This is a genomic window from Streptomyces sp. NPDC127117, assembly GCF_042677325.1.
Lineage (GTDB): Bacteria > Actinomycetota > Actinomycetes > Streptomycetales > Streptomycetaceae > Streptomyces.
The window spans coordinates 77,134-90,078 of record NZ_JBHXTM010000010.1 but is presented as its reverse complement, the minus strand read 5'-3'; the positions used below and the strand labels follow the sequence as shown (position 1 = coordinate 90,078).

The 12,945-nt window shown below is 70.0% G+C and carries 17 protein-coding genes and 1 tRNA gene; 7 read left to right on the top strand and 11 right to left on the bottom strand.

From position 1 onward, the window contains the following. Positions 1 to 59: 59 nt before the first annotated feature. Entirely contained in the window at positions 60 to 245 is a 186-nt protein-coding gene (gene rpmB / locus ACFVH0_RS11845) for a 50S ribosomal protein L28 (RefSeq protein ID WP_030928661.1), read from the top strand. Between the two features lie 83 nt (positions 246 to 328). On the opposite strand, the gene thiD is transcribed toward rpmB, so the two are convergent. Beyond that, entirely contained in the window at positions 329 to 1,135 is an 807-nt protein-coding gene (thiD, locus tag ACFVH0_RS11840) for a bifunctional hydroxymethylpyrimidine kinase/phosphomethylpyrimidine kinase (protein WP_385819417.1), read from the bottom strand. Between the two features lie 10 nt (positions 1,136 to 1,145). Next, entirely contained in the window at positions 1,146 to 2,117 is a 972-nt protein-coding gene (locus ACFVH0_RS11835) for a thiamine-phosphate kinase (protein WP_259934913.1), read from the bottom strand. A gap of 324 nt (positions 2,118 to 2,441) precedes the next feature. Here ACFVH0_RS11835 and ACFVH0_RS11830 point away from each other — a divergent pair, with 324 nt between their 5' ends. Together ACFVH0_RS11830 and ACFVH0_RS11825 are read left to right on the top strand one after the other, a co-directional pair. Next, a complete protein-coding gene (locus ACFVH0_RS11830) occupies positions 2,442 to 2,675 on the top strand; it encodes an Lrp/AsnC family transcriptional regulator (protein ID WP_072487263.1) in 234 nt (77 codons plus the stop codon). 20 nt (positions 2,676 to 2,695) lie between these two features. Beyond that, positions 2,696 to 3,178, top strand: coding sequence for a DUF3515 domain-containing protein (locus tag ACFVH0_RS11825; protein ID WP_385819416.1), 483 nt, complete (start codon positions 2,696 to 2,698; stop codon positions 3,176 to 3,178). 49 nt (positions 3,179 to 3,227) lie between these two features. Here ACFVH0_RS11825 and ACFVH0_RS11820 read toward each other — a convergent pair whose 3' ends face one another. The 3 genes from ACFVH0_RS11820 to ACFVH0_RS11810 all read right to left on the bottom strand — a co-directional run bounded on the left by ACFVH0_RS11820 (position 3,228) and on the right by ACFVH0_RS11810 (position 6,246). After that, positions 3,228 to 4,385, bottom strand: a complete 1,158-nt coding sequence (locus ACFVH0_RS11820) for a D-alanine--D-alanine ligase family protein (protein ID WP_385819415.1) — start codon at positions 4,383 to 4,385, stop codon at positions 3,228 to 3,230. A gap of 101 nt (positions 4,386 to 4,486) precedes the next feature. Continuing rightward, positions 4,487 to 5,497, bottom strand: a complete 1,011-nt coding sequence (locus tag ACFVH0_RS11815; protein ID WP_385819414.1) for an NAD(P)H-dependent glycerol-3-phosphate dehydrogenase — start codon at positions 5,495 to 5,497, stop codon at positions 4,487 to 4,489. Next, on the bottom strand, positions 5,494 to 6,246 hold the full coding sequence (locus ACFVH0_RS11810) for a lysophospholipid acyltransferase family protein (protein WP_385819413.1): 753 nt from the start codon (positions 6,244 to 6,246) through the stop codon (positions 5,494 to 5,496). Before ACFVH0_RS11810 ends, ACFVH0_RS11815 begins: the two co-directional genes overlap by 4 nt. Positions 6,247 to 6,402: 156 nt before the next feature. On the opposite strand from ACFVH0_RS11810, the gene cofC reads away from it, so the two are divergent. Further along, complete coding sequence (gene cofC / locus ACFVH0_RS11805; RefSeq protein WP_385819480.1) at positions 6,403 to 7,092, top strand: 2-phospho-L-lactate guanylyltransferase; 690 nt, start codon at positions 6,403 to 6,405, stop codon at positions 7,090 to 7,092. Between the two features lie 29 nt (positions 7,093 to 7,121). After that, positions 7,122 to 7,325: a hypothetical protein gene (locus ACFVH0_RS11800; RefSeq protein ID WP_124716163.1), complete on the top strand. Its 204-nt coding sequence runs from the start codon at positions 7,122 to 7,124 to the stop codon at positions 7,323 to 7,325. Between the two features lie 97 nt (positions 7,326 to 7,422). Here the strand turns inward: ACFVH0_RS11800 and ACFVH0_RS11795 are convergent, their stop codons facing one another. The 4 genes from ACFVH0_RS11795 to leuC all read right to left on the bottom strand — a co-directional run bounded on the left by ACFVH0_RS11795 (position 7,423) and on the right by leuC (position 10,599). After that, entirely contained in the window at positions 7,423 to 8,100 is a 678-nt protein-coding gene (locus tag ACFVH0_RS11795) for an HU family DNA-binding protein (protein ID WP_385819412.1), read from the bottom strand. Between the two features lie 143 nt (positions 8,101 to 8,243). Further along, a complete protein-coding gene (locus ACFVH0_RS11790) occupies positions 8,244 to 8,471 on the bottom strand; it encodes a hypothetical protein (RefSeq protein ID WP_072487271.1) in 228 nt (75 codons plus the stop codon). 104 nt (positions 8,472 to 8,575) lie between these two features. Further along, entirely contained in the window at positions 8,576 to 9,169 is a 594-nt protein-coding gene (leuD, locus tag ACFVH0_RS11785; protein WP_385819411.1) for a 3-isopropylmalate dehydratase small subunit, read from the bottom strand. A gap of 5 nt (positions 9,170 to 9,174) precedes the next feature. Further along, positions 9,175 to 10,599, bottom strand: a complete 1,425-nt coding sequence (gene leuC, locus ACFVH0_RS11780) for a 3-isopropylmalate dehydratase large subunit (protein WP_385819410.1) — start codon at positions 10,597 to 10,599, stop codon at positions 9,175 to 9,177. Positions 10,600 to 10,773: 174 nt separating this feature from the next. Between leuC and ndgR the strand changes: the two genes are divergently transcribed. Continuing rightward, positions 10,774 to 11,490 carry an IclR family transcriptional regulator NdgR gene (gene ndgR / locus ACFVH0_RS11775; protein ID WP_014048551.1) on the top strand — a complete coding sequence of 239 codons (717 nt, stop codon included), beginning with the start codon at positions 10,774 to 10,776 and terminating at the stop codon, positions 11,488 to 11,490. 57 nt (positions 11,491 to 11,547) lie between these two features. Here the strand turns inward: ndgR and ACFVH0_RS11770 are convergent, their stop codons facing one another. Beyond that, positions 11,548 to 12,045 carry a DUF4188 domain-containing protein gene (locus ACFVH0_RS11770; protein ID WP_385819409.1) on the bottom strand — a complete coding sequence of 166 codons (498 nt, stop codon included), beginning with the start codon at positions 12,043 to 12,045 and terminating at the stop codon, positions 11,548 to 11,550. Positions 12,046 to 12,134: 89 nt separating this feature from the next. On the opposite strand from ACFVH0_RS11770, the gene ACFVH0_RS11765 reads away from it, so the two are divergent. Then, positions 12,135 to 12,776: a MerR family transcriptional regulator gene (locus ACFVH0_RS11765; protein ID WP_385819408.1), complete on the top strand. Its 642-nt coding sequence runs from the start codon at positions 12,135 to 12,137 to the stop codon at positions 12,774 to 12,776. A gap of 84 nt (positions 12,777 to 12,860) precedes the next feature. On the opposite strand, the gene ACFVH0_RS11760 is transcribed toward ACFVH0_RS11765, so the two are convergent. Beyond that, positions 12,861 to 12,933 (bottom strand) — tRNA-Glu (locus tag ACFVH0_RS11760). Between the last annotated feature and the right edge of the window lie 12 nt (positions 12,934 to 12,945).

Sequence of the window (12,945 nt, the reverse complement as noted above, 5' to 3'; positions counted from 1 at the left end):
AAATGATTCCGGCGCGCCGGATTTCACTGTAAGTGCATCTGAAGTCTTTGGAGTGACCCGTGGCTGCCAACTGCGACGTCTGCGGCAAGGGGCCGGGCTTCGGCAACAACATTTCGCACTCGCACCGCCGTACGTCCCGTCGCTGGAATCCCAACATCCAGCGCGTGCGTGCCGTGGTCGGTCGGACGCCGAAGCGGCTCAACGTCTGCACCTCGTGCATCAAGGCCGGCAAGGTCGCGCGCTGACGTTCCCGTCGTAGCGCAGCCTTCCGGTTGCCCAAAAAGCCGGTCCACCTCGGTGGACCGGCTTTTTGCTGTGCTCTGACCCCTCAGCCGGTGCGGGTCCGCCAGCCGTGATCGACCGGGCCGATCCCGGCGCCCAGCGGGAAGCCCGCCATGATCGCCCCGGTGACGTACGCCTTCGCGTGCCGTACCGCCGTGGGCACGTCCTGCCCCACGGCCAGTCCGCAGGCGATGGCCGAGGCGAGGGTGCAGCCGGTGCCGTGGGTGTGGCGGTTGTCGTGCCTGGGGGCGGGCAGCCAGTGCTCATCGATGCCGTCCGTCAGCAGGTCGACGGGGTCGCCCGGAAGATGACCGCCCTTGATGACGACCCAGCGCGGCCCGAACTCCAGCACCGCGGCGGCGGCCCGCCGCATCCCGGCCTCGTCCTCGGCCCGGACACCGGTGAGCTGTGCCACCTCGTCCAGGTTGGGGGTGGCGACCGCGGCGACGGGCAGGAGCTTCGTCCGTACGGAATCGAGCGCCTCGGCGGCCAGCAGCGGATCGCCGTGCTTGGAGACGCCGACCGGGTCCACGACGGCCGGGGCGTCGGTGGCGGCGAGGAGTTCGGCCACGGTCTCCACGAGGACGGCCGACGACAGCATTCCGGTCTTGACCGCCTGCACCCCGATGTCGTCCACCACGCTGCGGTACTGGGCGCGCACCGCCTCGACCGGCAGTTCCCAGGCGCCCTGCACCCCCAGCGAGTTCTGGGCGGTGACGGCGGTCAGCACGCTCATCCCGTGCACACCGTGCGCCAGCATCGTCTTCAGGTCGGCCTGGATGCCCGCACCGCCGCCGGAGTCGGATCCGGCGACGGTGAGCACGCGGGCGGGTACATCAGCAGATTTGGGCATACGCCGAAATCTACTGGGCGTCCTCGATGTCCCCGAAGTGGTCCCAGCCGCTCTTGCTGGTCCACGGCGCCCCGTCGACCGTCACCTGCGGCAGCGCGGAGGGGTTGAGGACCTCGCCGATCACCTTCCAGCGGGCGGGCAGCTTCACGTCCGGCGGGAAGGTGGCGACGATCGCGTGGTCCTCGCCGCCGGTCAGCACCCACTGGAGCGGGTCGACGCCGACAGCCTGACCGATGTCGGACATCTGGGAGGGGATGTCGATGAGTCCGGAACGCAGATCGATCCGGACCTTGCTGGCCTCGGCGATGTGCCCGAGGTCGGCGACGAGCCCGTCGCTCACGTCCGTCATGGCGGTGGCGCCGAGCCCGGCGGCCGCGGGGCCGGCGTGGTACGGCGGTTCGGGGCGCCGGTGGGCCTCGACGAAGGCGCGCGGCGAGCGGAAGCCGCGGGAGAGCACCGCGTACCCGGCGGCGGACCAGCCGAGCCAGCCGGTGACGGCGACGACGTCCCCGGGCTGGGCGCCGGAGCGGGTGACCGGCTCGTGGTTGCGCAGATCGCCGAGCGCGGTGATCGAGACGGTGATCGTCTCACCGCGCACCACGTCTCCGCCGACCACGGCCGCGCCCGCGACCTGGCACTCGTCACGGATGCCGTCCATCAGCTCGCCGGCCCAGGTGACCGGGAGTTCGGCGGGGACGACCAGGCCGAGCAGCAGCGCGGTGGGCACCGCACCCATGGCGGCGATGTCGGCGAGGTTCTGGGCGGCGGCCTTGCGGCCGACGTCGTACGCCGTCGACCAGTCCCGGCGGAAGTGCCGACCCTCCAACAGGATGTCCGTACTGGCCACGACCCTGCGGTCGGGAGCGGTCACCACCGCGGCGTCGTCGCCGGGGCCGAGCCGTACCGCCGGAGTGGTGGTGAGCCGGGAAGTGAGCTCCCTGATGAGCCCGAACTCCCCCAACTCGCCCACGGTTCCCTTCACCGAGTCTCACCTCTCATCTATCGCGCCGGACGGTCGTCCGGGCTGCTTCGGCGGCCGGGGGTCCGCGCCGTGGACCGGCCGTCGTCCCGGGGAGCGGTCTGCGCCGCTGGTCACCGCCATCCCCGTCCCCCTTCCGGACCGCTGCGCTTGCGGTCGCGGACCATCACTGCTGTCGGTACTGTCAAGAGATACGTCAACTTGTGTCTTGTGTACGCCACGCTGCGGGCGTCAACGGCCCACAGGTCTCCCCGCGGCACGCGGCAACGCGATACCGTGGCGTCCCTTTCTCCCCCACATGATCCTCGTGGCCGCCCTGGAGGTTCCGTGGTACAGGCGTACATCCTTATTCAGACCGAGGTGGGCAAGGCGTCGACCGTCGCCGAGACCATCGCCAGAGTTCCGGGAGTGATCCAGGCAGAGGACGTCACCGGCCCCTACGACGTGATCGTGCGCGCGCAGGCCGACACGGTCGATGAACTCGGCCGCATGGTGGTCGCCAAGGTCCAGCAGGTGGAAGGCATCACCCGAACCCTGACCTGCCCGGTCGTCCATCTGTAGTCCCCGTCTACGCTGGGCCGGTGACCTCATCGCGCCGGCTCTGCCACCCCGTGTTTCTCAGTACGTCCGTCGCCGCGCTGCTGCTGGCCGCGACGGGCTGCTCCTCAACGGACGCCGCGGTGTCGATCACGGTTCCCACGCCGTCCCCGGAAGCCGCGGCCTACTGCCGTGCGCTGCACAAGGAGCTGCCGAGGACCGTTGCCGGACTCGACCGCGGTGATGCCGGGCCGAAGTCCGAACTGACCGCCGAGTGGGGGGACGGGGAGATCGTACTGCGCTGCGGTGTCCCGCGGCCCGCGAAGATGGACGACCCGATGGCGAAGGGGACCGAGGCGGACGGCGTCAACTGGCTGCTGGAGCAGTCCGATGACGCCGGTCCGCGTTTCACGACGACCTACCGCAAGGCGTACGTCGAGGTGACGCTGTCGGCGGCGTACGCCCATGACGCGAGCCCGCTGGCCGCGTTCGGTCCGGCCGTCCGCAGGACGGTTCCCGGACTGTAGGGCGTGCGCTCCCGTCGGGGAGCACACGCCCTGCGGCGCGGGACGGGGCTCAGCGCAGTCCGGTGGGGCGCCTCAACGCGGCCTGGATCAGCCGGTCCACCAGCTCCTGGTAGCTGACGCCGCTCTCCTGCCACATCCGCGGGTACATGGAGATCGGGGTGAAGCCCGGCAGGGTGTTGATCTCGTTGATCACGAAGGTGCCGTCCTCGGTGAGGAAGAAGTCGGCACGGACCAGCCCCTCGCAGGACGTGGCCTCGAATGCCTCGACCGCGAGCCTCTGCACCTCGGCCGTCTGCTCCTCGGTGAGCGGGGCGGGCACGATCCCGGAGGCGGAGTCGATGTACTTGGCCTCGAAGTCGTAGAAGTCGTGCGCGGTCACCGGCGGGATCTCGGCGGGCACGCTGGCACGCGGGCCTTCCTCGAACTCCAGCACCCCGCACTCGATCTCGCGGCCCCGCAGCAGCGACTCGACCAGGAACTTGGGGTCGTGGCGGCGGGCCTCCTCGATCGCCTCGTCGAGCCCGGACAGGTCGTCGACCTTGGTGATGCCGATGGACGAGCCGGCCCGGGCGGGCTTGATGAAGAGCGGCCAGCCGTGCTCACCGGCGAAGTCCACGATGCGCTTGCGGGCGCCGGAGGGGTCGTTGTCCCACTCGCGGGGACGGACCACGAGGTACGGGCCGACCGGCAGCCCGAAGGAGATGAAGACCCGCTTCATGTACTCCTTGTCCTGGCCGACCGCCGAGGCGAGCACACCGGCGCCGACGTAGGGCACACCGGAGAGCTCCAGGAGCCCCTGAAGGGTGCCGTCCTCGCCGTACGGGCCGTGCAGCACGGGGAAGACGACGTCGACCTCGCCGAGCGCCTTGGGGACCGAGCCGGGCTCGCTGTACACCACTTCGCGGCTGCCGGGGTCGACGGAGAGCACCACGGCGCCCTCGGGGGACTCGGCCAGCTGGGCCACTTCCGGCATCTTCCGGTCCGTGATGGCCATGCGTTCGGGTTCGTCGGCGGTGAGCGCCCAGCGGCCGTCCGTCGTGATGCCGATCGGCAGGACGTCGTACTTGGTCCGGTCGATGGCGTTCAGGACGGCGCCGGCCGTGACGACCGAGATGCCGTGTTCGGAGCTGCGGCCGCCGAACACGACGGCCACACGCGGCTTGCGGAGCTGCTGCTCCGGGCTCTGGGGGAGGTTCTCGCTGCTCATATCGCGTTGAGCGTACCTGCTGGTACCACTCGCGTCAGCGCGGCCGGTGCCGCCGGAGCGGTGACCGGGAAGGTTCACCGCTCCGCCCGCACCGGCCGGTCTCAGCGCCGCTCGGGCTTCGCGCTGCGCGACATCAGCTCGGCCAGCGCGACCATCGGCGGCTTGCCCTCGTGGACGATGCCGACGACCGTCTCGGTGATGGGCATGTCGACGCCGTGCCGGCGCGCCAGATCGAGCACCGATTCGCAGGACTTGACGCCCTCGGCGGTCTGGCTGGTGACGGCGATGGTCTCCTGGAGCGTCATGCCGCGGCCGAGATTGGTGCCGAAGGTGTGGTTGCGCGAGAGCGGCGAGGAGCAGGTCGCCACCAGGTCGCCCAGGCCCGCGAGTCCGGAGAAGGTCAGCGGGTCGGCGCCCATGGCCAGGCCGAGGCGGGTCGTCTCGGCGAGGCCGCGGGTGATGAGCGACCCCTTGGCGTTGTCGCCGAGGCCCATGCCGTCGGCGATGCCGACCGCCAGGCCGATGACGTTCTTGACCGCGCCGCCGAGCTCGCAGCCGACCACGTCGGTGTTGGTGTACGGGCGGAAGTACGAGGTGTGGCAGGCGGTCTGGAGGCGCTGGGCCACGGACTCGTCCTGGCAGGCGACGACGGCCGCGGCGGGGCGGCGTTCGGCGATCTCCTTGGCCAGGTTGGGGCCGGTGATGACGGCGACCCGGTCCGCGGAGACCTTGGTGACGTCCTCGATGACCTCGCTCATCCGCTTCGCGGTGCCGAGTTCGACGCCCTTCATCATCGAGACGAGAACGGTGTCGGAACCGAGGTGCGGGGTCCATTCGGCGAGGTTGGCGCGCAGGGTCTGCGAAGGCACCACGAGCACGGCGAAGTCGGCGCCGTCCAGCGCCTCGACGGCGTCGGTGGTGGCCCGCACCGATTCGGGAAGCTCAATTCCCGGCAGGTAGTCCGGGTTGGTACGGGTCGTGTTGACGGCCTCGGCGATCTCGGCGCGGCGGCCCCAGAGGGTGACCTCGCAGCCGGCGTCGGCGAGGACCATGCCGAAGGCCGTACCCCATGAGCCCGTTCCGAAGACGGCCGCCTTTGCGGGGTGCGTCACTTTGGTCCCTTTCCTTCTGCCTTGCGCCGCTGCTCCGCACGGGCCTTGCGATGGTCGTAGGGCTGTGCGGGGGCCTGCTCGCCCCGCACGATCTCCAGCTGCGCGGTCACCGCGGCCATGATGACCTCGGTCGCCTCGCGCAGGACGTCGGGCGTCGGCTCCCGGTCGTAGAACCCGGAGAGGTCCACGGGCGGTCCGGCCTGCACCTGAAGGGTCTTGCGGGGGAACAGCCGGAGCTTGTTCTCCTTGGCGTACGGCGGCATCGCGAAGTTGGCGCCCCACTGGGCGACGGGGATGACCGGGGCCCTGGTCATCAACGCGACGCGGGCGGCACCGGTCTTGCCGGCCATCGGCCACATGTCGGGGTCGCGGGTGAGGGTGCCCTCCGGGTAGAAGGCGACGCATTCGCCGCGCTCGATGGCATCGACGGCGGCCCGGAAGGCGTCCAGCGCATTGGTCGTCTCGCGGTAGACCGGGATCTGTCCGGTACCGCGCAGCATCATTCCGACAAAGGGGGTCTTGAACAGGCCCGCCTTGGCGAGAAGCCGCGGCACCCGTCCGGTGTTGTACTGGAAGTGACCGTAGGAAAGCGGGTCCAGATAGGAGTTGTGATTGACCGCGGTGATAAATCCACCATCGGCCGGAATGTGTTCCATCCCCCGCCAGTCACGCTTGAACAGAACCACCAACGGCGGTTTTGCGATGACCGCCGCCAGGCGGTACCAGAAGCCGATTCTGCGGCGGGACACTCGGACACCTTCCTCTAAGGACCTGAACTCTGCCTGGCTACCGACGGTCAAGTCTCGCCCCAGGCCCCTGCTCTGTCGAGAACACCGTACGCCCCGCTTTCGGGACCGACCCTCCGGGTTCTCGCACCGGACAGGCGAGAATAGGCGGCGACGCGCATCGAGGGGGAGATCGCCACGAACACCGACCTGACCGGTCCTTGGTCCCTGGTCGTCCCGTTGAAGCCCCTGGCACGGGCCAAGAGCAGGCTGACGCCCGCGACGGGGGCCGAGCTGCGCCCCCGGCTCGCCCTCGCCTTCGCCCGGGACACCGTGGCCGCCGCCCTGTCCTGCCCGGCGGTGCTGGATGTGGTGGTCGTCACGGACGACCCGGAGGCCGGGGCGGCCCTCACGGCGACCGGGGCGCGGATCGTCCCCGACGCACCCGGCCGCGGGCTCAACGCCGCGCTGGCACACGGTGAGCGGGCCGTACGGGCCGGGCGGCCCCGGGCCGCGGTCGCCGCGCTGAACGCGGATCTGCCCGCGCTGCGCCCCGGAGAATTGGCCCGGGTGCTCGATTATTCCGCCGAATTCCCCCGTGCATTTGTGACCGATGCGGCAGGAATCGGTACAACATTTCTGTCGGCTGCGCCGGGGGTGGAATTGCGTCCGGCTTTCGGCGGCTCTTCCCGGGCCCGTCACCTGGAGTCCGGTGCGGTGGAAATCGATCTGACCGGCATCGATTCGGTACGCCAGGACGTGGACACCGGCGACGATCTGCGGACGGCACTGGCCCTGGGCGTCGGCGCGTACACGGCGGGCCACTGGGCCGCCGGAGCCCCCGGCGCCGAGCCCGCGACGGCCCCCTGAGGGCCGTCCCGACCGATAGGCTGCCGTACATGCAGGCGACCTCGTACACCTACGACCCCGAGACCCGCACCGGCAGTGTGCTGCTCGACGACGGCACCCCGGTGGAATTCGACGCCCGGGCCTTCGACGCGGGCGGTCTGCGGCTGCTGCGGCCGGGGCAGCGGGTGCGGATCGAGGGCAGCGGCGAGGGTGCTGGGCTGCGGATCACCCTGGTGACCCTCCAGACCTTCTGAGAGGCCGCGCGCACGGCGCCCTGAACAGCCCGCGGGCCGGGCTCCCCGAGGGGAGCCCGGCCCGGCGCGTGTGAGTGGAGCCCTGCGCGGCTCGGTGTCACTTCTTACGTGCAGTGGCCTTCTTCGCCGTGGTCTTGCGCGCCGTGGTCTTCTTGGCGGGCGCCTTCTTCGCCGTGGCCTTCTTCGCGGGCGCGGTCTTGCTGGCGGTGGCCTTCTTGGTGGCCGTCGTCTTCTTGGCCGCCGCGGTGGTCTTCTTCGCCGCCGCAGTGGTCTTCTTGGCCGCCGCGGTGGTCTTCTTCGCCGCCGCCGTGGTCTTCTTCGCCGCCGCGGTGGTCTTCTTCGCCGTGGCCTTCTTGGCGGCGGTGGTCTTCTTCGCCGTGGCCTTCTTGGCGGCGGCCTTCTTGGCTGCGGCCTTGGTCGTCGTACGGGTGGAAGGACCGCCCGAGAGGCTGCCCTTGGGCGCCTTCTTCACGGACACTTCGCCGCCCTTGGGGAGCTTCTTCGAGCCGCTCACCAGGTCCTTGAAGCCCTGTCCCGCACGGAAGCGGGGCACCGAGGTCTTCTTGACCCGTACGCGCTCACCCGTCTGCGGGTTGCGGGCGTAACGGGCGGGGCGGTCGACCTTCTCGAACGAGCCGAAGCCGGTGACCGAGACACGGTCCCCCGCGACAACCGCACGGACGATCGCGTCGAGTACCGCGTCGACGGCGTCGGCGGCCTGCTGGCGGCCTCCGACCTTGTCGGCAATCGCTTCTACGAGCTGCGCCTTGTTCACGTCTTCCCCTTCGGAGACATTGCCAGAACGAAAGTGTTCAAGCGTTTTCGCACGTTAGGCAGATATATACCGCAAATCAAACACGAAACGGGCTAATCACCCTAGTGCCGCAACGAAGTCGACCGCTGCGCAGTTCCGCAGAGTCAGTCACCTTCGGGGAATCGGCCCTCATCGAGGTCCTTCATCAACCGGTCCAGACGCCTTGCCGCATCCGGGAGATCGTGCTTAGCCGCGGCCGTGATGACCAACAGCTTCCGGGACAGCGCCATCCTTACGCCCTCCGGGACTTGCAGTGCGCGCACTCTTGTGTGCGCTTCCTTCAATCGGTCGGCGACTTGGCCGTAAAGCTTGAGTTGGCTGTCGCGTTCCATGCACCGATTGTGCCATCTGAGGCGAGTTGTCGCCCGACGGGGTCTCAACAAGCGACTGCGCCCCCTACCAGATGGCAGGGGGCGCAGTCCTGGAAACGCGCTGCTCAGGCGTTAATTGTACGCGGCTTGAAGGTCGGCCTGGCCGCCTCATAAGTCGCGATGTCCGCTTCGTTCTGAAGGGTGAGGCTGATGTCGTCCAGCCCATTGAGCAGTCGCCAACGGGCGTTCTCGTCGAGCTCGAAGTCGACGGTGATGCCCTCGGCGCGGACCTGGCGCGCCTCCAGGTCGACGGTGATCCCGGCCGTGGGGTCGGCCTCGGTCAGCTCCCAGAGCTCGTCGACGACCTGCTGGTCGAGCACGACGGTCAACAGCCCGTTCTTCAGCGAGTTGCCGCGGAAGATGTCGGCGAACCGGGAGGAGATGACGGCCTTGAAGCCGTAGTTCTGCAGCGCCCACACGGCGTGTTCGCGGGACGAACCGGTGCCGAAGTCGGGCCCGGCCACCAGGACCGTGGCGCCCTTGCGCTCCGGGCGGTTGAGGACGAAGTTCTCGTCCTTGCGCCAGGCCTCGAAGAGCCCGTCCTCGAAGCCGTCCCGGGTGACCTTCTTCAGCCAGTGGGCGGGAATGATCTGGTCGGTGTCCACGTTGCTGCGGCGCAGCGGGACGGCCCGGCCGGTGTGTGCGGTGAAAGCTTCCATGATTCTCAGACTCCGGCGGGCGTACGGGCGTCGGACAGGTCGGCGGGCGAGGCCAGGTGGCCCAGCACGGCGGTGGCGGCGGCGACCTGCGGGGAGACCAGGTGCGTACGGCCGCCCTTGCCCTGCCGGCCCTCGAAGTTGCGGTTCGAGGTGGAGGCGGAGCGCTCGCCGGGGGCCAGCTGGTCGGGGTTCATGCCGAGGCACATCGAACAGCCGGCGTGCCGCCATTCGGCGCCCGCGGCGGTGAAGACCTTGTCCAGGCCCTCCGCGACGGCCTGCAGGGCGACCCGGACGGAGCCCGGGACGACCAGCATCCGTACGCCGTCGGCGACTTTGCGGCCGTCCAGGATCGCGGCCGCGTTGCGCAGGTCCTCGATACGGCCGTTGGTGCAGGAGCCTACGAAGACGGTGTCCACGTTGATCTCGCGCAGCGGCTGGCCGGCGGTCAACCCCATGTACTCCAGGGCCTTTTCGGCGGCGTTGCGCTCCGAGGCGTCCTCGTACGAAGCAGGGTCGGGGACGTTGGCCGACAGGGGCGCGCCCTGGCCGGGGTTGGTGCCCCAGGTGACGAACGGGGCCAGTTCGGCCGCGTCGATGACGACCTCGGCGTCGAAGACCGCGTCGTCGTCGGTGCGCAGCGTCTTCCAGTACGCGACGGCGGCGTCCCAGTCCTCGCCCTGCGGGGCGTGGTCGCGACCCTTCAGGTACTCGAAGGTGGTCTCGTCCGGGGCGATCATGCCCGCCCGGGCGCCGGCCTCGATCGACATGTTGCAGATGGTCATCCGGGCTTCCATCGAGAGCTTCTCGATGGCCGGACCGCGGTACTCCAGGACGTAGCCCTGGCCGCCACCGGTGCCGATCCGGGCGATGATCGCGAGGATCAGGTCCTTGGCCGTGACACCGTCGGGCAGTTCGCCGTCGATGGTGATGGCCATGGTCTTCGGGCGGGCCATCGGCAGCGTCTGGGTGGCCAGGACGTGCTCGACCTGGCTGGTGCCGATGCCGAACGCCAGCGCGCCGAAGGCGCCGTGCGTGGAGGTGTGGGAGTCGCCGCAGACGACCGTGGTGCCCGGCTGGGTCAGGCCCAGCTGCGGGCCGACCACGTGCACGACGCCCTGCTCGACGTCGCCCAGGGGGTGCAGTCGTACGCCGAACTCCGCGCAGTTCTTGCGCAGGGTCTCCAACTGGGCGCGGGAGACCGGGTCGGCGATCGGCTTGTCGATGTCGAGGGTCGGGGTGTTGTGATCCTCGGTGGCGATGGTGAGATCGAGGCGCCGCACCCGGCGTCCGGCCTGCCGGAGGCCGTCGAAGGCCTGGGGGCTGGTCACCTCGTGCAGCAGGTGCAGATCGATGAAGAGGAGGTCGGGCTCACCTTCGGCGCGCCGGACGACATGGTCGTCCCAGACCTTCTCCGCGAGTGTCCTACCCATCGCTTTCCCTCCGGCCGGCGTCTTCGCCGGCCCAACTAGAGATTCGGTGCGCCGCCGTCCGGACCCCCGTGCGGGGCGGTGGCTACGGGCCGTTGTGTGGCCGCCCGTACAGGTTCGCAACTTCCGCCGAATATTGAACTTGCGTTTCACAGAGTGAGACGGGAGTATCGTCGTATGGACAACTCTAGCGGCGTCGGCGTTCTCGACAAGGCGGCTCTGGTATTGAGCGCCCTGGAGTCCGGTCCGGCCACCCTCGCCGGGCTGGTCGCGGCGACCGGGCTCGCACGACCCACGGCCCATCGACTGGCCGTGGCACTGGAACACCACCGCATGGTGGCGAGGGACATGCAGGGCCGTTTCATTCTCGGCCCCCGGCTGGCCGAGCTCGCGGCCGCGGCGGGCGAGGACCGCCTGCTGGCCACGGCGGGACCGGTGCTCACCCACCTCCGGGACATCACCGGCGAGAGCGCGCAGCTCTACCGCAGGCAGGGCGACATGCGCATCTGCGTGGCGGCGGCGGAGCGGCTCTCCGGCCTGCGGGACACCGTGCCGGTCGGCTCCACGCTCACCATGAAGGCCGGCTCGTCGGCCCAGATCCTGATGGCCTGGGAGGAGCCGGAGCGCCTGCACCGCGGCCTCCAGGGCGCCCGTTTCACGGCGACGGCGCTCTCCGGCGTACGGCGCAGGGGCTGGGCCCAGTCGATCGGCGAGCGCGAGCCGGGGGTGGCCTCGGTCTCGGCGCCGGTGCGCGGCCCGTCGAACCGAGTGGTCGCCGCCGTCTCGGTCTCCGGACCGATCGAGCGGCTGACCAGGCACCCGGGCCGGATGCACGCCCAGGCGGTCATCGACTCGGCCGCCAGGCTCAGCGAGGCCCTGCGCCGCACCGGCTGACGTACCCGGCACGTCCCCCCGGCCGCCCCAGCGTCGTGGCGGCCCCCTTCCAGCACCTCACTTCGCGGACGAGCGGTGCGCGAGCCGGTCCGCCGCGCGGCGCCCCCGCCCCTCGATCGGCAGTACGCCGGTCGCCCCGGCCAGCCCGTAGGCCGGCATATCGGCGTAGATCGATTCGTATCCGCCCTCGGGCACTATGTATGTCTCGTGCCACAGCCCCACGTGCCGCCGGGACTTCTTCTCCTTCCGGTTCATGATCGCCCAGGCCTTGCGGTGGAACATGTCGGGAGCGCTCGCGTACGCGTAGAGCTTCTCCCTCGACTCCCAGTACTGGACGACGTAGTACGTCCGCGGCGAGCCGGTCAGCAGCGTGTAGCCCAGCAGGCCGCGCTTTTTGTCCCTGCCCAACTCCCGCAGCATGCGCGGCATCGCGGCGAGGACCGGCAGCCAGTGGTGCACACCCCGGAAGTGATTGATGCGCATCCCGATGAGCAGCACGACCACCTCCCCCTCGGCTGCGGCGGTGATCCGTCCCGGTATCGGCTTCGCGAACATGCCTGCCCCCTTCATCGTTGGAGAGTGCCGCTATCCAATGATTGGATAGTGACACTGCCCAAGAGGGGGCGCAAGGGAAGGCACGGAACATGCGACTCTCGGAACTGAGCGAGCAGAGCGGCGTGAAGACCGCGACGATCAAGTTCTACCTGCGCGAGGGGCTGCTGCACCCCGGCCGCCTGGTCACCGCGACGCAGGCCGAGTACGACGAGAGCCATCTGCGCCGGCTGCGCCTGGTGCGGGCCCTGATCCAGGTGGGCCGCCTTCCCGTGGCAACCGCGCGCGAGGTCCTCTCCCACATCGACGACGACTCCCTGGGCCGGACGATCCGGCTGGGCGCGGCGCTGTGGGCGCTTCCGCACGGCCCGGACCCCGACGAGGAGGCACCGGAGACGGCGGCCGCCCGCGAGGCCGTCGAGCGGCTCCTGGACCGGATCGGCTGGGCGACGTCGCAGGAGATCGGCTCCCTCTCCCCCGCGCACCGCTCACTGGTGTCGTCGCTGGCGACGCTGATCCGCCTCGGCTACCCCTGCGACGTCGACTACCTGGCCGAGCAGGCCCGGCTGATGCACCAAGTCGCCGTCCAGGACCTGGACATGATGGAGACGCACCCCACGGAGTCGGAGCAGGTGGAGATCGCGGTCGCGTCGGCCGTGCTCTACGAGCCGCTGCTGATGTCCATGCGACGGATGGCCCAGGAGGAGGAGTCGGCCCGCCGCTACGGGATCTGACGGGCCCCCGGCCCGAACGGGCCTTGCGGGCCAACGAACAAGGCCCTTCACCGGGGTGAAGGGCCTTTGTCCGTCCTGCTGTTGTACCCCCGACCGGATTCGAACCGGCGCTACTGCCGTGAGAGGGCAGCGTGCTAGGCCGCTACACAACGGGGGCTTGTCACTACTG